A 19,186-nucleotide genomic window follows, 5' to 3' on the forward strand; every position below is an offset into this window, starting at 1 on the left:
AGCCAGGATCAGCCTTTGAAAAACGCTTTCGCCATTGTAACCTTGTCCGCCCTGATGGCCACGCATGCCATGGCGCAGACGCCTGTTGTCCCTGCCGATGCCGGAGCCAGTCCCTCTGCGGCCGCGCCGCAGGAGCCGGTCGCCGCGTCCACGTCTGACGGCTTGCCCAATGTCGATTTGAGCAGCGACCTGCTGTACAAGCTGACCCGCGCTGAGATGGAATTCAAGAGCGGCCAGTGGCAGGGGCCATACGTGACCATGATGATGGCGGCGCAGCAGACGCGCGACCCGCGCCTGGCGCGCCGCGCGTCCGAAATGGCGCTGGCAGCCAAGCAGGGTGGCGAGGCGCTGGCGGCCATCCGCCTGTGGCGCGACTTGGCGCCCGAATCCGACGAGGCGACGCAGTTTTTTCTCGGTTTCGTCGTCCTGACGGACAAGATCGAGGAAGCCGAACCGATTTTCGCCGAACGCCTGGCCAATGCGCCACCGGGTGCGCGCGGCGTGGCCCTGTTCCAGATGCAGCAGATCCTCGCGCGTTCGAATGACAAGCTGTATGCATACGCCATGCTGACGCGCCTGGTGCAGCCTTACCTGGACATGTTTGAGGCGCACCTGGTGCTGGCGCAGGGCGCCTTGTCGATCGGTGAACGTGACCGCGCCATCGGCGAAGCAAACAAGGCGCTGGCGATCAAGCCGAACTCCGAACTGGCCGCGCTGACCCTGGCGCAGGTGACGGGCGAAACCGAGGCGGCAGGCAAGGTGCTGGCGGCCTTCCTGGAAAAGAATCCAGATGCGGTCGAAGTGCGCGGCGCGTATGCGCGCCTGCTGGTCGAGCAAAAGCAGCTGGAGCCGGCGCGTGATCAATTCCTGCTGCTGCTGAAAAGCCAGCCCGATAACGTGGGCGGCCTGTATGCACTGGGCATCGTGGCGCTGCAGCTGGAAGACACCAAGGGCGCCGAGCAGTACTTCAAGCGCTTCCTGGCCGCGCTGGAAAAAACGCCTGGCGATGCGCGTGATCCGTTCAAGGCCCTGATGATTTTGTCGCAGATTGCCGAGACGCGTGGCGATACGGCCGGCGCCATAGCATGGCTGGACAAGGTCGACAACAGCGCATCAAACGGTTATTTCGACGCGCGTTTGCGCCGCGCCCAATTGATCGCCCGTGGCGGCAATCTCGATGCGGCGCGCAAGGCGCTGACGGAAATCGAAACGGACGATCAGGCAAAGCAGGCGCAGGTGCTGCTGGTCGACGCGCAATTCCTGCGCGATGCCGGCTATGTGCAAAGCGCCTACACGGTGCTGGAAAATGCCTTGCTGCGTTTCCCCGATAACCCGGAACTGCTGTACGACTACGCCTTGCTGGCCGAACGCCTGGATAAACTCGATTTGATGGAGAGCAGCCTGCGCCGCGTGATGGCGCTGGCGCCCGATAACCAGCACGCGTATAACGCTCTTGGTTATTCGCTAGCTGAACGCGGCATCCGCCTGCAGGAAGCCTACGCCCTGATCGAGAAGGCGCTGCAGATGGCGCCTGGCGACCCGTTCATCATGGACAGCATGGGCTGGGTGCAGTTCCGCATGGGCAATTTGCCCGCTGCGGAAGCAGCGCTGCGCCGCGCCTACGCCGTACGCAGTGACCCAGAAATTGCCGTCCACCTGGGCGAAGTGCTGTGGCAGAAGGGCGAGAAGGACGAAGCGCAAAAGCTGTGGCGCGAGGCGCAAGGCAAGGACCCGAAAAACGACGCGCTGAAAAGCACCCTGGCGCGCCTGAATGTCAGTTTGTGATTGAATTGATTAACTAAACCAACCAAACCGGCGCCATGGCGCTGGTTTTTCCTTGTGCCCATGCCAAAACATCTTTTTCCTTTGACTGTCCTGTGCCTGGCTCTTTCGGCCTGCTCAACCCTGACGTCCCCATTTTCGTCCGGCGGCGTGCCATCAAGCCAGGGCGTGGCGCCCTACCGCGAACAGGTGGAGCTGACGGGCCGTTTGAACGTGGTGTATCAGAAGGGTGATAAGCCCGAATCGGCCACCGTCAATTTCAACTGGCAGCAGACGGCCCAGCGTACGGATGTGACCCTGTATTCGCCGGTCGGCAGCACCCTGGCCACCATCGCCGTCACGCCGCAGGAAGCGGTGCTTGAGCAGAGTGGCAAGGCGCCGCGCAGCGCGCCTGACATCGATGCCCTGAGCGCGCAGATGCTGGGCTGGCCCTTGCCCGTTTCGGGCTTGCGCGACTGGCTGCAGGGCTATGCCATGGGTGCCGATGGCAAGCGCTTTGTTGCCTCGCCAGCCAACGACAGCGTGACGACAAAAGACGGCTGGCGCTTGCGCTATGTGTCGTGGCAAGATGCATCCGAGAATACGCCGGGCGCCTTGCCCCAACCGCGGCGTATCGATGCCGAACGCAATACCAGCGCACAGGCCGATGCCGTGTCGCTGCGCATCGTGCTCGATCCCGCCCCATCCGTACCCGCACCATGACACTGACGACTCTGAACAACTGCCCGGCACCGGCCAAGCTGAACCTTTTTTTGCACGTCAACGGCCGCCGCGCCGACGGCTACCATCTGCTGCAAACGGTGTTTCAATTGCTGGACCATGGCGACACCTTGCACTTCGCGCTGCGCGAGGATACGGTCATTCGCCGCGTGACGGCGCTGGCCGGCGTGCCGGAAGAGCAGGACCTGATCATCCGCGCCGCCAGATTGCTGCAGGCAGAAGTGCTGCGCCGCACGGGTGCCTTGCCGTGCGGCGTCGACATCGCCATCGACAAGGTGTTGCCCATGGGCGGTGGCCTCGGTGGCGGGTCGTCTGATGCAGCCACGGCGCTGATGGCGCTGAACCGCCTGTGGCAGGCGGGTTTGACGCGCGAAGAGTTGATGGCGCTGGGCTTGCCGCTGGGCGCCGACATCCCGTTTTTCATCTTTGGCGAGAATGCGTTTGCCGAAGGCGTGGGCGAAGCCTTGCAGCCCGTCGCCACGCCAGAATGCTGGTATGTGGTGATCGAGCCAGGCGTGCAAGTGCCCACCGCTGCAATTTTTTGCGCGGAAGGCTTGACGAGGAATACTGAACCCGTCACAATAGCGGACTTTTCCAGGCACCTCGCAGAAGGAAACAATGCGGGCGGGTTCGGTAAGAATGATTTGCAGCAAGTGGCATGCAGCCTTTTCAAGCCGGTAGCAGATGCGGTAGAATGGCTGAATGCTTACGGTGAGGCCAGGATGACTGGATCCGGTGCTTGTGTATTCAGTGCGTTTGAAAGTAGGGAGGAAGCAGATGCGGTGCTCAGCAATGTGCCACTGGTCTGGGTCGCCTGGAAAGCAAAAGCGCTCAATCGCCACCCGATGCTCACGGCGTTGTAAGTGCTGGTAAGTAGAAAAAAAGATTTTGCTTAGCGTCAAATAGCCGGTATAATACTGGCCAACATGACGGCAAGCAGTCAGTTGCGTAGGGGAGTCGCCAAGCTGGTTAAGGCACTGGATTTTGATTCCAGCATGCGAAGGTTCGAATCCTTCCTCCCCTGCCACCCATTTCACCGTAGTCTGTCGATGCGAAGTTAGCGTCCAGTACGGGAAAAAGCAGATATGCCGCCACGCGGCATATTCTAAACAATGACTGACCGGGCCTATGCCCGGTTAGTGCTTTTCAAGACTTCTATATTATCTCTTGGGACTCCCATGGCTTACGAAAACCTGATGGTTTTTACCGGCAACGCGAATCCAGCGTTAGCAGAGGGGGTCGCAAAAAACCTCGGCATCCCTCTCGGTAAAGCAAACGTTTCGAAATTCTCCGACGGCGAAGTAATGGTCGAGATTAACGAAAACGTTCGCGGCAAGGATGTTTTTGTTTTGCAATCCACCTGTGCTCCGACCAATGACAGCTTGATGGAAATCATCCTGATGGTCGATGCACTGAAACGTGCTTCTGCTGGCCGCATCACCGCCGCCATTCCTTATTTCGGCTATGCCCGTCAAGACCGTCGTCCACGCTCCGCGCGTGTGGCGATTTCGGCCAAGGTGGTGGCGAACATGCTGGAAAAAGCCGGTGTCGAGCGCGTCCTGATCATGGATCTGCACGCTGACCAAATTCAAGGTTTCTTCGATATCCCAGTCGACAACATCTACGCTTCGCCAATTTTGCTGGGTGACTTGCAAAAGAAAAACTACCAGGATCTGCTGGTGGTGTCGCCCGACGTCGGCGGTGTGGTACGTGCGCGCGCCCTGGCAAAACGCCTGGGCTGCGACCTGGCCATCATCGACAAGCGCCGTCCAAAAGCGAACGTGTCCGAAGTGATGAACATCATCGGCGAAGTCGAAGGCCGCAACTGCGTGATCATGGATGACATGGTCGATACCGCAGGCACGCTGACCAAAGCTGCTGAAGTGCTCAAAGAGCGCGGCGCGAAAAAAGTTGTGGCGTATTGCACGCACGCGGTACTGTCCGGCCCGGCGATCGAGCGTATTTCGGCCTCGCCACTGGATGAACTGGTCGTCACCGACACGATTCCCCTGTCCGAAGCGGCCCTGGCCTGCGGCAAGATCCGTCAATTGACGTGCGCGCCTTTGCTGGCCGAGACGTTCAAGCGGATCATCAAGGGTGATTCGGTTATTTCGCTCTTTATTGATTAAATAGCGTAGTAACAACAGACGTAATGCCTGCGGCGCGACCGGCTTTTTGCCTGTTGCGCCGTAGTGTTTTAGTTTTCGGGGCGCAGATGCGCCCATTTTCGAAGATTCCTGGTCGCGGGAGTCTTCATAACACAAGGCGCAAGCCTTGTTCTTCTTGGAGTTTCACATGAAAGTTATCGCATTTAAACGCGAATTGCAAGGTTCCGGAGCGAGCCGCCGCCTGCGCATTTCCGGCCAAACCCCTGGTATCGTTTACGGCGGCGCTGACGCCCCAGTCATGATCTCGCTGGATCATAACGCCCTGTACCACGCGCTGAAAAAAGAAGTTTTCCACTCGTCCATCCTGGACCTGGAAATCGACGGCGTTTCCCAGCAAGTTCTGTTGCGCGACTTCCAAGTCCACGCATACAAACAACTGGTTCTGCACGCTGACTTCCAACGCGTTGACGCTAGCCAAGCTATCCACGTGAAAGTTGCTCTGCACTTCACGAACGCTGACGTTTCCCCAGCAGTCAAACTGCACGGCGCGACCATCAACCACGTTGCCAACGAAATCGAAGTATCGTGCCTGCCAGGCCAACTGCCAGAATTCATCAACGTTGACCTGTCGAACATCGACGTTGGTCACTCGCTGCACGTCGGCGATCTGGTGTTGCCAGCTGGCGTGACCGCTGTCACCCACGGCGCCAACCTGACCATCGCTACCGCTTCGGTACCGGCTGGCCACGTTGCTGCTGAAGCCGCTGCTGTTGAAGTTGCTGCTGACAAGAAGTAATTTTGCCGCCGCAGTCATGCGGTAGTTGCAAGGAAAAGCCCGTTCGGTTCGCTCCGGACGGGTTTTTTTCTGCCTGTTTTCACCGATAATACCTACTTTTATTACAGACACAGCCATGCCCATACGCCTGATCGTCGGCCTCGGCAACCCGGGGCCCGAATACGCACAAACGCGCCACAATGCCGGCTTCTGGCTGGTGGACAATCTCGCCAACAGCGTGCCTGGCGCACGTTTGCAGCGCGATTCGCGCTACAACGCCATGCTGGCGAAAACGTCGATAGCTGGCAATGAAGTCTGGCTGCTCGAACCGCTGACATTCATGAACCGCTCGGGCCAGTCCGTGGGCGCGCTGGCGCGCTTTTTCAAGATTGCTGCCGACGAAGTGCTGGTGGTGCACGATGAGCTCGACCTGATGCCGGGCATCGCGCGCCTGAAGAAGGGCGGCTCGGCCGGCGGCCACAATGGCTTGAAAGACATCACGGCCGCGCTGGGCACGCAGGATTACTGGCGCTTGCGCCTGGGTATCGGCCATCCGCGCACCCTGAGCCTGCAGCAGCAGGTGGCCGATTTCGTGCTGCACCGCCCGCGCCGCGAAGACCAGGAGCTGATCGAGCAAGCGATTGAAAAATCCTTGCAAGTGATGCCGCTGATCGTCGAAGGCAAGTTTGAAGCGGCCACCATGAAACTGCATACGGCTTAAACCTATTTGCCCGCCTTGCCGAAGCTGGTCATGATGGTTTTCGCCATTTGCTGCTGGCTCGCCTGGGCGCTGCTGCCTTCGCCCGCGTTGGCGGCGATCAGCAAGCCGTCGCCGCTGCCGGGCGCCAGCGCGATCAGCGCGTGCCAGTAGCCGTTCGAGCCCAGGTGCGTCAGTACGCGCTGCGGTGCCTGCGGCGGGAAGTGCATTACGCCCCAGCCCAGCGCCGCATTCGTGTCGCCCTGCGCCGTGTGCAGGAAAACATACGTTTCCTGCTTGAGCAGTTTCCCCTTGCCCTGTTCACCTTGCAGTTGATCCAGCGCAAACTTGGCCCAGTCGCCCATGCTCAGGTGGATTTCGCCATCGGGCGCCATCATCAACGGGTTGCTTGCCATCAAGCCGGCAATCGGCTTGCCTTCCTTGTGGCCCAGGTTCTGCCCGCGCACGGTGGGGCCGAAAGCGGCCTGCATGCCCAGCGGGCCGAACACTTCCGCCTGCATCAGTGCTTCATACGTCTTGCCCGTGACGCGCTCGGCAATGGCGGCGGCGATCATGGCGCCGCTGTTGGAATAATGCGATTCGCCGCGCGGCGTGGCCACGGGCGCATCAGCCAGCGCGCGCCGCGCGTATTCCTGGCGCAGCAGGGGCAGCGCGCGCGTATCCGTGTAGGTGGAGTTGATCCACGCTTCATCGGGGTTGGCCGGCAAGCCGGTGCGGTGAGCCAGTAAATCAGCCAAATTGACGTCGCGGTACTCGGCGCGCATGCCCTCACTCAGCGCGGGCAGCATGCTTGACAGCGGCGCATCCCACGACAGCACGCCCCGTTCCACCAGGCGCGCGATCAGGGTGACGGTCATGGCCTTGCCGTCGGAACCGATATTCCACACATCGTCTGCGCGCACGGCATCTTGCCCGTCAGTGGCGCGCACGCCCGCCTGCGCCTGCGCATGGACCTTGCCGTCGCGGATGACGAGAATCGCCATGGCCGGCACGCTCTTGTCGGCCAGCGCCTGCTGCAGCATGGCATTGAGGTCATCGGCGCGGGCTGTGCTGCCCAGCAGGAGGGTGGCGCTGCAAGCGAGTGTGGCAAGCAAGGTTTTCATGGTGTCTCCAGTTAATTTCGTAAGAGGAATATGCTAAAATGTTCGCAAAACATGATTTAATTATTGTTTTACGATAATTTATTCTAACGACACTTTAGGCTTTCGTATACTTTTAAATGAAAAATAACAATGCCGGGCCTGCCGCACTGAGCCGACGCGTGCGCTATGGCGTGACGGGCTTCTTCGTGTTGTACCTGCTGTTGACCGTACTGGGCTGGCTCGCGCCTGCGCCGGCCGCACACGGAAGCCTGGGCGGCAGTGGCATGTATGAACTGGCATTGCAGTTGCAGGGCCAGCCATTCGCTTCGCTGGCGGCCATGCCCTGGTGGCAGCGAGGACTGGGCCTGGCGCTGGCCTTGCCGGCCTTGCTGGTGCTGGGCGACGCTGTGCGGCAACTGGCCCTGGTCTTGCGCCAGTTCGAGCTGGGCGTATTTTTTACGGTGACGGTGGCGCGGCACTTTCGTCGTTTCGCCGGCGGCTTGCTGCTGGGGACGCTCTTGACCCTGTTCGAGCCGAGCGTGCGTGGCATGCTGTTCGGCTTGCTGGAAGACGGGACGAGCCAGTTGCGCCTGGTCCTCGATATCACGGGCGGCGACCTGTGGACCTTGCTGCTGTGCACGGTTTTCTTTGCGCTGGCGCAAATTGTCCATGAAGGCCAGCGCCTGGCCGATGAAAACAGCGGGTTTATCTGATGGGAATCGTCGTACGGCTCGACCTGGTATTGGCCAGGAAAAAAGTGAAATCCAAGGAGCTGGCCGCCTTTATCGGCATCACGGAACAGAATTTGTCCCTCTTGAAATCGGGCAAGGTGCGCGGTGTGCGTTTCGATACCTTGTCGAAAATCTGCGAGATGCTCGAATGCCAGCCCGGCGACATCCTGGAATTTGATCCCTCGCAAGCCGCCGAGGAAGACGGCGCGCCGTAGCCGTAGCCACCCGGTTTTTTTGAAGAGTCGGGTGCATAGAGGTACAATTGATCCTTACCAGATTTAATACAGCAAGATTATCCAGAAAACGCCTGTACAGGCCGTTTTTGCACCAGCCGCTTGCCGGCAAAATTGATTATTTAAAGGTTTTCCATGAGTCTCCAATGCGGTATCGTCGGCTTGCCGAACGTCGGCAAGTCCACCCTGTTCAATGCACTGACGAAAGCCGGCATCCCGGCTGAAAACTATCCGTTCTGCACCATCGAGCCGAACGTCGGCGTCGTCGAAGTGCCGGATCCACGCATGGATGCGCTGGCCGCCATCGTCAAGCCGGAACGCATGGTCAACGCCATCGTGGAATTCGTTGACATCGCCGGCCTGGTGGCTGGTGCATCGAAGGGCGAGGGCCTGGGCAACCAGTTCCTGTCGCACATCCGCGAAACGGACGCCATCGTCAACGTCGTGCGCTGCTTCGAAGATGACAATGTGATCCACGTGGCTGGCAAAATCAACCCGCTCGACGATATCGAAGTCATTCAGACCGAACTGGCGCTGGCCGACATGGGTACCGTGGAAAAAGCCATCCACCGCGAAAACAAGAAAGCCCGCTCGGGCGACAAGGATGCAGCCAAGCTGCTGGCCATCATGGAACGCATGATGCCTTACCTGAACGACGCCAAGCCAGTGCGCGCCATGGGCCTGGACGCCGACGAAATGGAATTGATCAAGCCTTTGTGCCTGATCACGGCCAAGCCGGCCATGTTCGTGGCCAACGTGTCGGACACGGGCTTCACCAATAACCCGCTGCTGGACCAGCTGACCGCGTATGCGCAGTCGCAAAACGCGCCTATCGTTGCCATCTGCGCCGCGCTGGAAGCGGAAATCGCCGACCTGGACGACGCCGACAAGGGCGCCTTCCTGGCCGACATGGGCATGCAAGAGCCAGGCCTGGACCGTCTGATCCGCGCCGCCTACAAACTGCTGGGCCTGCAAACCTACTTCACGGCTGGCGTGAAAGAAGTGCGCGCCTGGACCGTCCCCGTGGGTGCCACGGCACCGCAAGCGGCTGGCGTGATCCACACCGACTTCGAACGCGGCTTCATCCGCGCGCAAACCATTGCCTATGATGACTTCATCGCCTACAAGGGCGAAGCGGGCACCAAGGAAGCGGGCAAGATGCGCGCCGAGGGCAAGGAATACATCGTCAAGGATGGCGACGTGCTGAATTTCCTGTTCAACGTCTGAACCCGGGCGCTGCTGCTACATGAAAAAACCCGCTTCGGCGGGTTTTTTCATGTCCGCTGGCCAAGCCACTTCCATTCTCAGTACGTTTCCACCGCTTCGCTACGTTGGCCGCTGCTCTTGTCGGCGATGGCCAGCTGGCAGTGGTTGTCGATGACCTTGGCGTCGAAGCGGTAGCGTGCGCCTGGCCGGAAATCCATGCGGAACGTGTGGATCGAGGTTTCGTTGCCGCCCGTGGCCAGGGTCATGTTGCTAAGGCAACGCACCACCAGCCGGTGCTGGCCAGCGTCGAGGGCGATTTCGGGTGGGTCTTTTGTCAGTTTGCTTTTGTCGATCAGCAAAATATCGGCATGGCAGACGCCAGGCGTGAGCAAGCCGCAAAAACTCAGTGGCGACACATAGGCTTCGATGATGGCGGGCGTGCCGGGGCCGCGCGGTCCGGCGTAGGGCGGCATGCTGTGGCAGGCCGGCAACAGCGCGGCGAGCAAGGTGAGCGGTAGTAGTTTGCGGGCAATCATGGACGATGGTCTGGCGTGCGGCGGGCGCTGCACCGGCCAGGCTAGCCATTATCTATAACTTTTGCTTTGATGCAATTGTTTTATGCAGTCTTGGAGGGATTTGCTACAGGGTTTGCCGGCAGGCAGCGATTTCACCTTCACCCTGGCCGGAGCCGGCACCGGGCATCAGCAAGACAAGGGACCAGGAACCAGGAATGTGGACATGGCGCCACTGTAGCGGACAGGTGGGGCGCAGGTTTGCACGGCAGGCTTGGATTGGGGATTTGTCCGGGCGGTGATGACATATAATTTGCACACGACTTTGTCATCTTTGACCGTACACCTCACAGGAGCACCATGTTTTCACGTCAATTCCATTCTTGTGCACAGCTGATGCTGGCCACCGTGCTGATGGGCTTTATTGCCACTTCGCCTGCGCGCGCGCAGCAAGCAGCCGTCAAATTGCCGAATGTGGTGATCCTGGCCACGGGCGGCACCATCGCCGGCAGCGGCGCCGACAGCACCACCACCGTCGGCTACACCTCGGCCACCGTGGGCGTCGAGCGCCTGATCGCCGCCGTGCCGGAACTGAAAAAAGTGGCCAACGTAAAAGGCGAGCAAGTGTTCCAGATCGCCAGCGAAAGCATGGGCAATGAACACTGGCTGACCCTGGCCAAGCGCATCAACGTGCTGCTGGCCTCGCCAAAAGTCGATGGCGTGGTCGTGACGCACGGCACCGATACCATCGAAGAGACGGCCTATTTCCTGAACCTGACGGTGAAAAGCCACAAACCGGTGGTGGTGGTGGGCGCCATGCGTCCATCGACGGCCATTTCTGCTGACGGCCCGATCAATTTGTATAACGCCGTGATGTTGGCGGGCAGCAAGGAAGCCGTGGGCAAGGGCGTGCTGGTGGCCTTGAACGACCAGATCAACGCCGCGCGCGAAGTCACAAAAACGAACACCTCGACGACAGACACTTTCAAGTCGCCCGAACTGGGCATGCTGGGCTACATCCAGGGTAGTAAGGCCTTCTTCTACCGCCAGTCGACGCGCAAGCACACCCTGGAATCGGAATTTGACATCAGCAAGCTCGATGCCTTGCCGCAAGTGGACATTGTCTATGGCTACGCCAACATGAACCGCGTCGGCATCGACGCCTTCATTGCCGCTGGCGCCAAGGGCATCATCCACGCGGGCGTGGGCGACGGCAGCGTGGCCGCGCAAATGAAGCCGGCCCTGGTGGAAGCGCGCCAGAAGGGCGTGCTGATCGTGCGTGCCAGCCGCGTCGGCCAGGGCATCGTGGCGCGCAATGGCGAAGCCAACGACGATGAACTCGATAGTGTCGTGTCCGACACCCTGAACCCGCAAAAGGCTCGCATCCTGCTGATGCTGGCCTTGACGAAGACCAATAGCACACAGGAAATCCAGCGCATTTTCTACACGTATTGATCGACATTGCGCCAGGTCACGGCTGCGTGCCTGACCTGGCGGATTTACGCATGCCTGCTTTGCTGCCATACTTCGCTTCTGAATAATTTCCTGGCAGAAGCTGCAATGCTGCCCCGGCCCATGGCTATCCTGTCCGACATCATTCTGTATCCCATTAAATCCTGCGCCGGCATCCACTTGCGCGAGGCGGTCCTGACGCGTTCGGGGCTGATGAGCGAGCATGTGTTCGACCGGGAATGGATGGTGGTAGACCAGCAGGGCCGCTTCCTGACCCAGCGCGAGCACCCGCGCATGGCGCTGATCGTGCCGCGCATCAAGGCCACGACCCTGGAGCTGCGCGCGCCGGGCATGCTGTGCCTGGAAGTCGAGCTGGGCTTGCCGCATCCGCAACTGGCGCCGATGCTAGAGGTGCAAGTGTGGGACGACACGCTGCGCGCCTATGATTGCGACGCCGTCACGGCCACCTGGTTTTCCAACGCCATTGGCGTGCCATGCCGCCTGGTGCGCTTTCACCCGGACGTGGTGCGCGCCACCAGCACCAAGTGGACCGATGGCGTTGCCGCCTCGACCATGTTTGCCGATGGCTACCCCGTGCTGATCGCCGGCGCCGCCTCGCTCGACGACGTCAATGACAAGCTGCACGCCGCCGGCCGCGAAGCGCTGCCGATGAACCGATTCCGGCCCAACCTGGTCATCGCCGGCATTGGCGCCTTCGAGGAAGACTACGCCGACTTCCTGCAATTGGGCGCGACCACATTAAAACCTGTCAAGCCGTGCTCGCGCTGCCCGATTCCCTCGGTGGATCAGGCCACTGGCGTGCAGGGGCCGGATCCGCTCGACGTCATGCAAGGCTATCGTGCCAAGCCCGAACTCGACGGCGCCATCTGCTTCGGCATGAATGCCATCGTCACCGAAGGCGGCGATGAGCGCATTGTCGTGGGTCAGGAAATCGGTTTCGAACTGGCATTTTAAGCGCAGTGCCCGCACAGAAGGGGTTAAGGTTTCTATGAATCAAGCAATACCGCCAGAACCCGGCCAGCCGGGGAGCGATGCCGCTTCGCCGGCCCAGCGCATTGCCAGCCTCGAAGCCGAGAACCAGGCCTTGCGTGCGCGCATGGACTTCCTGCTGGAGCAGGTCGAGCGCAACCACGACATCATGGGCCGCCACCAAGCGTTTGACCTGGAAATCGTCGGCGCGTCCACCTTTCCCGAGTTGATCGGCACCATCTTTCGCACCTTGCCGGTGATTTCCGACCTCGACGGCGTCACCCTGAGCCTGCTCGACGAGGACGACGATATCGTGCTGGTGATGGAGAAACTGGGCGTCGATTTCAGTGCCTTTCCGCAATTGCTGTTTGTGCATGCCGTGGCAGAGCTGGGCTTTGCGCCACCGGCGCCCATGGCCGAAGGCGAGGTTGCCTTGCCGCCCATGCCCTTGCTGGGCCAGTTCGATGCTGCCGTGCATGGCCCGCGCTTTCCCGGGATCGACGCGCCCCTGCGCAGCTTGGCGCTGGTGCCCTTGCTGCGCAACAAGCGCCTGATTGGCAGCCTGAACCTGGCCAGCAGCGACATGATGCGCTTTACGCCGGCGCTGGGGACGGACTTCATCAAGCACATGGCCTCCATCATCGCCATTTGCCTGGAAAACGTGATCAGCAATGAAATGCTCAAATACATCGGCTTGACCGATTCCTTGACGGGCGTCTACAACCGGCGCTATATCGACCGGCGCCTGCTGGAAGAAATCGCCCGCGCGCGGCGCCAGAATTATTGCATTTCATGCATGTATATCGACATCGACCATTTCAAGCTGGTCAATGATACGCATGGGCACCAGGGCGGCGATGAAGTGCTGCGCGAAGTGGCCTTGCGCATCCGCAAGGAATTGCGCTGCTCCGATGCGCTGGGGCGCTTTGGCGGCGAGGAATTCGTCGTGCTGCTGATCGATGCCGACCAGGACAGCGCCACTTTCGTGGCCGAACGCATCCGCGCCAGCATCGCCGACAGCATGTTTGACTTGCCGGGCGGCGCGCAAAGCTGGGTCAGCGTGTCGATCGGCGTGGCCAGCCTTGCGGCGGACGCGGCGCTGCTACCCATCGAAGCGGTGGCGCAGCAACTGGTGGCGCATGCCGACCAAGCCCTGTACCAGGCCAAGGCAGCCGGACGCAACAAGGTTGTCAGCTGGCAAGCACAGCTCGAATAATTATTTCAGTAACAATGTTTCTGCCTTTTCCACGGCGTCGGCGCTGCCGCGCAGCACGACCACGTCGCCGCTGGCCAGCTGCGTCTCGGGTGTGACTTCAAGGCGGCCACGGCCACGGCGGATGGCCGTCACGGCTGCGCCGCAGCTGGCCACGTCGAGCGTACTCAAGGGCATGCCCACGCATTGGGCGCCGCCGCCCACGGTGACCGAATGCAGGCGTTCCAGCTCGGCATCGTCGCCCGCGTCGCTGCTGCCGTGGAAATAGCCGCGCAGCGAGGCATAGCGTTCTTCGCGCGCCGCTTGCACGCGGTGCACCACGCGGCGCAGGGGTACGCCCATCATGATCAGCGCATGCGAGGCCAGCATCAGGCTGCCTTCCATCAGTTCCGGCACCACTTCGGCCGCGCCTGCGCTTTTTAGCTGGTCGAGGTCGCTATCGTCATGGCTGCGCACGATGACGGGCAGGGTGGGCGCCAGTTCATTCACCAAATGCAACAAACGCAAGGCCGACGGCGTGTTGGCATAGGTAATCACGACGGCGCTGGCCCGGTAAATGCCGGCCGCCACCAGGCTTTCGCGCCGGCCCGCGTCGCCATACGAGACATGCGCGCCGGCCAGTTGCGCTTCCTGCACCCGTTCCGGGTCCAGGTCCAGCGCGTGGTATTCGATTTTTTCTTCCGTCAGCAGGGTGGCCAGGCTCTGTCCGCTGCGGCCAAAGCCGGCAATCAGCACGTGTTTTTGCGAGGCCATGGTGCGCGTGGCGATCCTGGTCAGGGCCAAGGATTGCATCATCCAGTCATTGGCGGCCAGTTTCATGACGATGGCGTCGGACTTGGCGATGAGGAAAGGCGCCACCAGCATCGACAGCACCATAGCGGCCAGCACTACCTGCACCACGAAGGGGTCCATCAGCTTGATGCCGCCGGCCAGGTTCAGCAGCACGAAGCCGAATTCGCCCGCCTGGGCTAGCGCCAGACCTGTGCGCAGGGATACGCCCGTCGATGAGCCAAACAGCCGGGCCAGTCCCGCGATCAGGGCAAACTTCAGCAGCACGGGGCCGCACAGCAGCAGCAGCACCAGCCACCAGTTGTCGAGCACCACGCGAATATTGAGCAGCATGCCGACAGTGATGAAGAACAGGCCCAGCAGCACGTCGCGGAACGGCTTGATATCTTCTTCCACCTGGTGCTTGAATTCCGTCTCGGAAATGAGCATGCCGGCGACAAACGCCCCCAAGGCCAGCGACAGCCCGGCCCGCTCGGTGATCCAGGCCGCGCCCAGGGTAATCAACAGCAGGTTGAGCATGAACAACTCTTGCGAGCGTCGCTTGACGACGATGGTCAGCCAGCCGCGCACCAGCTTTTGGCCGATGAACAGCAGCAAGATCAGCACGACCAGGGCCTTGCCGCCGGCCCAGGCCAGGGTGATGGCCAGGTTCTCGGAATCCTTCGTCAGGGCCGGGATCAGGATCAGCAGCGGCACCACGGCCAGGTCCTGGAACAGCAGGATGCCGATGATCTTGCGCCCGTGTTCGCTTTCCAGTTCCAGCCGCTCCGTGAGCATTTTCGAGACGATGGCCGTCGACGACATGGCCAGCGCGCCGCCCAGGGCAAACGCGGCTTGCCAGCTCAGGTGGAGATACGCGGACAGGTAGCGTCCGACGAACCAGCCAAAGACGACGGTGGCGACGACGGTGGTGACCACTTGCGCCATGCCAAGGCCGAAGACGATGCGCCGCATGGCGAGAAACTTGGGGAGGGAAAATTCAAGCCCGATGGAAAACATCAGGAAGACGACGCCGAATTCGGCCAGCGTATGGCTCGCTTCGTTTTCTGCCGCTAGGCCCAATGCGTGTGGGCCGATGACGATGCCAACGGCCAGGTAGCCCAGCATGGGCGGTAAGTGCAACATTCTGAAAGCGACCACGCCCAGCACGGCGCTGCCGAGTAACATCAGGGTCAGTTCAAGCGAGGAAAACATGGGTTGCCCGGGGAGCTCAGTGGAAATCGTTGTTTGTTGCGACTGGCAAGTTTTTTGCTTTCCTAATTCGTTTATACTTTGGGCATGAGTGTAACCCATGAAAAAACAATGCTGAAAGCTTTTGATCGAATTGACATGCAAGCGACAACCGAGCGCGCCGTCGCGCTGGCCCGTACCACCTTGCAGATCGAGTCCGACGCCATCGTTGCGCTGCATGCGCGCCTGGCCACGGACGACAGCGTCGGCCGCGCCGTGGCGATGTTGCTGCAATGCAAGGGACGAGTCGTGGTCTCCGGCATGGGCAAGTCCGGCCATATCGCGCGCAAGATTGCCGCCACCCTGGCGTCCACCGGCACGCCGGCCCTGTTCGTGCATCCGGCCGAAGCGGCCCATGGCGACTTGGGCATGGTCACTTCGGACGATGCTTTTATTGCCATATCGTATTCCGGCGAATCGTCGGAATTGATGGCCATCATGCCCGTCGTCAAGCGCATGGGCGGCGTGCTGATCGCCATGACGGGGAAACCAAACTCCAGCCTGGCCCAGTTGGCCGATGTGCATCTCGATATTTCCGTTGAGAAAGAAGCCTGCCCGCTGAACCTGGCGCCGACAGCCAGCACCACCGTTACGCTGGCGCTGGGTGACGCGATTGCCGTGGCCCTGCTCGACTTGCGCGGCTTCAAGGAAGAAGATTTTGCCCGCTCGCATCCAGGCGGCGCCCTGGGCCGCCGCCTGCTGACGCATGTGCATGACGTCATGCGCAGCGGCGAGCAGGTGCCGAAAGTTGCCGTGGAGGCAAGCTTGCTGCAGGCACTCGAAGAAATGACCCGCAAGGGCATGGGCATGACGGCCGTGGTTGATGCCGACAACCGCCCCGTGGGCGTGTTTACCGATGGCGACTTGCGCCGCATGTTCGAGCGTGTGCAGGATTTCACGAAGGTGGCGATCCGCGACGTCATGCATGCGCATCCGCACAGCATCGCGCCCGAGCGCCTGGCTGTCGACGCCGTGGCTGTAATGGAGCAGTACCGCATCAACCAGATGCTGGTGGTCGACGCCGACGGCAAGCTGGTCGGCGCCCTGCATATCCATGATCTGACGCAAGCAAAGGTAATCTGATGGACAGTATCGCGGACAACCTGGCGCGCGCCGCCAGGGTCAAACTGATGATTTTTGATGTCGACGGCGTGCTCACCGACGGCAGCCTGCATTTCGGCCCCGACGGCGAGATGATGAAAACGTTTAATGTGTATGATGGCCTGGGCATCAAGCTGCTGCAGGAATCGGGCGTACAAACGGCTATCATCAGCGCGCGCCGCTCGGCCATTACGGCGCGCCGCGCGCAAGACCTGGGCATTACCCATGTGCATCAGGGCGGCCACGACAAGCTGACGCCGTTCCGTGAATTGCTGGCGCTGACGGGCTTGACGGAAGAACAATGCGGCTATATCGGCGACGATGTCATCGATGCGCCCATCTTGCGCCGCGTCGGCTTTGCCGTCAGCGTGCCGGGCGGGCGTGCGGAAGTGCAGGGCCTTGCGCACCATGTGACGCAGGCCGGCGGTGGCCGCGGCGCGGTGCGCGAGATTTGTGAATTCCTGCTGCGCGCACAGGACAACTATGCGCGCGTCATGGCGCCGTTCCTGGAGTGAGGCGCGAGCCTTGCCGCCAGGCTATTTGAAAGAGTGTCGCACTATGCAAAAGCCAGGAGGCGCCCATCGCTGGCGCATCATTTTTACCGTGCTGGGCGCTATCGTCGTCGCGCTGGGCAGCTTTTGGCTGCTCGAAGTGATGAACAAGAATAACCAGAATATCAATGCCAGCAAGAATCTGGACGAACCCGATTATTTCATCACCAATTTCAGCCTGGTGCGCATGGATTTGACGGGTAAGCCCAGCTATATCGTCTCGGGGACCAAGCTCACGCATTACCCGGCTGACGATTCATCCGATATCGACCAGCCTTTCGTGCGCAAGCTGACGCCCGGCATGCCGCCGCTGAACATGAATGCGGAACTGGCGCATATCGACCAGGGCAATACCCGGCTGCAACTGCACCGCAAGGTCGTGATCGACCGCGTGGCCAGTCCCAAGTCACAGAGCCTGACCTTGAAAACGGAAGCACTGACGGTGTTTCCGGACGAAGAGCGCATGGAAACGGATGTGCCCGTCGATATCTTGACGGGTGCCTCGCGCATCAACGGTGTGGGCATGAAGGCCAATAACGCCACCGGCGTGGTGGAAGTACAGAATGCGCTGCGCATCGTCCTGCCGCCGAAAACGCGCCCGGCCGCAGCGGCAAAATGACAGAATGAAACAAGGAAACCATACTATGAAGAACATCTTGCTGTTGACCCTATTCTCGACCGTTTGCTCGCTGGGCGTGATGGGCACGGCGCATGCCGAGAAGGCCGATTCCGAGAAGGAAGCTGTCGTCACGGCGCGTAGCGGCCTGGTCGACGACATCAAGCAGACGAAGACCCTGACGGGCGACGTGGTGCTGGTCAAGGGCACGCTGACCATGAAGGCGGGCCGGGCCCTGATCACGGAAGATCCGCAGGGCTACCAGTTCATCACCTTCTGGGCCGATCCCGGCAAGCTGGCCACGTTCCGCCAGAAGCGCGACGGCGCCGGCGACCTGTGGGTCGAGGGCGAAGCGGAGCGCGTGGAGTACGACAACAAGACGGAAGTGGTCAAATTGTTTTCCAAGGCCAAGCTGACGCGCCTGGAAGGCACGAAAGTGACCGATGTGGCCAATGGCGCCTTCATTTCGTATGACAGCCGCAATGAAGTGTTCAAGATGGAAAATTCGGACAGCGGCACCAGCACCCCGGGCGCCGGCAGCGTGCGCATGGTGATCCAGCCGAAGCCCAAGGCACCCGCAGCGGAGAAAGCGCCTGCGGCGCCCGCGCCAGGAAAGAAATAATGGACAATACACGTTGCGGCAGCACCCTGATCGTTCGCGGGCTGCAGAAAACCTATGGCAAGCGGCAAGTCGTACATGATGTCTCGCTGCAAGTCGAATGCGGCGAAGTGGTGGGCTTGCTGGGACCGAACGGCGCCGGCAAGACCACCTCGTTCTACATGATCGTTGGCCTGGTGCCGTCCGATGGCGGCACCATCGATATCAGCGGCGTGGATATTTCCCGCCTGCCGATCCACCGCCGCGCGCAGATGGGCCTGTCCTACCTGCCGCAGGAAGCGTCCGTGTTCCGCAAGCTGACGGTGGAAGACAATATCCGCGCCGTGCTGGAAATCCAGACCTTCGAAGGCCGCCTTTTGACGAAGGCCGAGATCGAGGAGCGTCTGGACAAGCTGCTTGCCGACCTGCAGATTGAAAAGCTGCGCGAGAACCAGGCACTGTCGCTGTCCGGTGGCGAGCGCCGCCGTGTGGAAATCGCCCGCGCGCTGGCCACCGACCCGCGTTTCGTGCTGCTCGACGAACCATTCGCCGGTGTCGACCCGATCGCCGTGATCGAAATCCAGCGTATCGTGCGTTTCTTGAAGGAGCGCAATATCGGCGTGCTCATCACCGATCATAATGTACGCGAGACGCTGGGTATTTGCGACCGTGCCTACATCATCAACCAGGGCTCGGTGCTGGCGTCGGGACGCCCCGACGACATCATCGCGAACGAGTCGGTACGCCGGGTCTATCTGGGCGAACACTTCCGCATGTGA

The 19,186-nt window shown here is 60.8% G+C and carries 20 protein-coding genes and 1 tRNA gene; 18 read left to right on the plus strand and 3 right to left on the minus strand.

The window, feature by feature from the left end:
* The first annotated feature begins 15 nt into the window (after positions 1-15).
* The 7 genes from ACQ4W6_RS00925 (at position 16) to pth (ending at position 6,106) form a co-directional block, all read left to right on the plus strand.
* On the plus strand, positions 16-1,785 hold the full coding sequence (locus ACQ4W6_RS00925; RefSeq protein ID WP_436565303.1) for a tetratricopeptide repeat protein: 1,770 nt from the start codon (positions 16-18) through the stop codon (positions 1,783-1,785).
* A gap of 60 nt (positions 1,786-1,845) precedes the next feature.
* On the plus strand, positions 1,846-2,484 hold the full coding sequence (locus tag ACQ4W6_RS00930) for an outer membrane lipoprotein LolB (protein WP_436565304.1): 639 nt from the start codon (positions 1,846-1,848) through the stop codon (positions 2,482-2,484).
* A complete protein-coding gene (gene ispE, locus ACQ4W6_RS00935; protein WP_436565305.1) occupies positions 2,481-3,365 on the plus strand; it encodes a 4-(cytidine 5'-diphospho)-2-C-methyl-D-erythritol kinase in 885 nt (294 codons plus the stop codon). Before ACQ4W6_RS00930 ends, ispE begins: the two co-directional genes overlap by 4 nt.
* A gap of 87 nt (positions 3,366-3,452) precedes the next feature.
* A tRNA-Gln gene (locus ACQ4W6_RS00940) sits at positions 3,453-3,529 on the plus strand.
* 151 nt (positions 3,530-3,680) lie between these two features.
* On the plus strand, positions 3,681-4,631 hold the full coding sequence (locus ACQ4W6_RS00945; RefSeq protein WP_436565306.1) for a ribose-phosphate pyrophosphokinase: 951 nt from the start codon (positions 3,681-3,683) through the stop codon (positions 4,629-4,631).
* 166 nt (positions 4,632-4,797) lie between these two features.
* Positions 4,798-5,406 carry a 50S ribosomal protein L25/general stress protein Ctc gene (locus tag ACQ4W6_RS00950; protein ID WP_436565307.1) on the plus strand — a complete coding sequence of 203 codons (609 nt, stop codon included), beginning with the start codon at positions 4,798-4,800 and terminating at the stop codon, positions 5,404-5,406.
* Between the two features lie 115 nt (positions 5,407-5,521).
* A complete protein-coding gene (gene pth, locus ACQ4W6_RS00955) occupies positions 5,522-6,106 on the plus strand; it encodes an aminoacyl-tRNA hydrolase (RefSeq protein WP_436565308.1) in 585 nt (194 codons plus the stop codon).
* A 2-nt stretch (positions 6,107-6,108) separates the two neighbouring features.
* Here the strand turns inward: pth and ACQ4W6_RS00960 are convergent, their stop codons facing one another.
* Positions 6,109-7,206, minus strand: a complete 1,098-nt coding sequence (locus tag ACQ4W6_RS00960; protein ID WP_436565309.1) for a serine hydrolase domain-containing protein — start codon at positions 7,204-7,206, stop codon at positions 6,109-6,111.
* 116 nt (positions 7,207-7,322) lie between these two features.
* Here ACQ4W6_RS00960 and ACQ4W6_RS00965 point away from each other — a divergent pair, with 116 nt between their 5' ends.
* From ACQ4W6_RS00965 to ychF, 3 genes are all read left to right on the plus strand, one after another.
* Positions 7,323-7,898, plus strand: a complete 576-nt coding sequence (locus tag ACQ4W6_RS00965; RefSeq protein WP_436565310.1) for a hypothetical protein — start codon at positions 7,323-7,325, stop codon at positions 7,896-7,898.
* Positions 7,898-8,131 carry a helix-turn-helix domain-containing protein gene (locus ACQ4W6_RS00970; RefSeq protein ID WP_436565311.1) on the plus strand — a complete coding sequence of 78 codons (234 nt, stop codon included), beginning with the start codon at positions 7,898-7,900 and terminating at the stop codon, positions 8,129-8,131. Before ACQ4W6_RS00965 ends, ACQ4W6_RS00970 begins: the two co-directional genes overlap by 1 nt.
* Before the next feature lie 153 nt (positions 8,132-8,284).
* Positions 8,285-9,376 (plus strand): redox-regulated ATPase YchF, encoded by a 1,092-nt coding sequence (gene ychF, locus ACQ4W6_RS00975; protein ID WP_436565312.1) that lies wholly within the window; start codon positions 8,285-8,287, stop codon positions 9,374-9,376.
* Between the two features lie 77 nt (positions 9,377-9,453).
* Here the strand turns inward: ychF and ACQ4W6_RS00980 are convergent, their stop codons facing one another.
* Positions 9,454-9,891, minus strand: coding sequence for a DUF2057 domain-containing protein (locus ACQ4W6_RS00980; RefSeq protein WP_436565313.1), 438 nt, complete (start codon positions 9,889-9,891; stop codon positions 9,454-9,456).
* Between the two features lie 390 nt (positions 9,892-10,281).
* On the opposite strand from ACQ4W6_RS00980, the gene ACQ4W6_RS00985 reads away from it, so the two are divergent.
* The 3 genes from ACQ4W6_RS00985 (at position 10,282) to ACQ4W6_RS00995 (ending at position 13,525) form a co-directional block, all read left to right on the plus strand.
* On the plus strand, positions 10,282-11,322 hold the full coding sequence (locus ACQ4W6_RS00985; RefSeq protein WP_436565466.1) for a type II asparaginase: 1,041 nt from the start codon (positions 10,282-10,284) through the stop codon (positions 11,320-11,322).
* Between the two features lie 120 nt (positions 11,323-11,442).
* On the plus strand, positions 11,443-12,294 hold the full coding sequence (locus tag ACQ4W6_RS00990) for an MOSC domain-containing protein (protein ID WP_436565467.1): 852 nt from the start codon (positions 11,443-11,445) through the stop codon (positions 12,292-12,294).
* Positions 12,295-12,328: 34 nt separating this feature from the next.
* Positions 12,329-13,525, plus strand: coding sequence for a GGDEF domain-containing protein (locus ACQ4W6_RS00995; RefSeq protein WP_436565314.1), 1,197 nt, complete (start codon positions 12,329-12,331; stop codon positions 13,523-13,525).
* Here the strand turns inward: ACQ4W6_RS00995 and ACQ4W6_RS01000 are convergent, their stop codons facing one another.
* A complete protein-coding gene (locus tag ACQ4W6_RS01000; RefSeq protein ID WP_436565315.1) occupies positions 13,526-15,505 on the minus strand; it encodes a monovalent cation:proton antiporter family protein in 1,980 nt (659 codons plus the stop codon).
* An 84-nt stretch (positions 15,506-15,589) separates the two neighbouring features.
* Between ACQ4W6_RS01000 and ACQ4W6_RS01005 the strand changes: the two genes are divergently transcribed.
* Genes ACQ4W6_RS01005 through lptB form a run of 5 tightly spaced genes read left to right on the plus strand, consistent with a single transcriptional unit; the run spans position 15,590 to position 19,186 of the window.
* Positions 15,590-16,624 (plus strand): KpsF/GutQ family sugar-phosphate isomerase, encoded by a 1,035-nt coding sequence (locus ACQ4W6_RS01005; RefSeq protein ID WP_436565316.1) that lies wholly within the window; start codon positions 15,590-15,592, stop codon positions 16,622-16,624.
* Positions 16,624-17,157 carry a KdsC family phosphatase gene (locus tag ACQ4W6_RS01010; RefSeq protein WP_436565317.1) on the plus strand — a complete coding sequence of 178 codons (534 nt, stop codon included), beginning with the start codon at positions 16,624-16,626 and terminating at the stop codon, positions 17,155-17,157. Before ACQ4W6_RS01005 ends, ACQ4W6_RS01010 begins: the two co-directional genes overlap by 1 nt.
* Before the next feature lie 43 nt (positions 17,158-17,200).
* Entirely contained in the window at positions 17,201-17,812 is a 612-nt protein-coding gene (lptC, locus tag ACQ4W6_RS01015) for an LPS export ABC transporter periplasmic protein LptC (protein ID WP_436565318.1), read from the plus strand.
* A gap of 25 nt (positions 17,813-17,837) precedes the next feature.
* Positions 17,838-18,431 (plus strand): lipopolysaccharide transport periplasmic protein LptA, encoded by a 594-nt coding sequence (lptA, locus tag ACQ4W6_RS01020; protein ID WP_436565319.1) that lies wholly within the window; start codon positions 17,838-17,840, stop codon positions 18,429-18,431.
* Positions 18,431-19,186: an LPS export ABC transporter ATP-binding protein gene (gene lptB, locus ACQ4W6_RS01025; RefSeq protein WP_436565320.1), complete on the plus strand. Its 756-nt coding sequence runs from the start codon at positions 18,431-18,433 to the stop codon at positions 19,184-19,186. Before lptA ends, lptB begins: the two co-directional genes overlap by 1 nt.

It is taken from the genome of Janthinobacterium woesei (assembly GCF_051380875.1).
GTDB lineage: Bacteria > Pseudomonadota > Gammaproteobacteria > Burkholderiales > Burkholderiaceae_D > Janthinobacterium.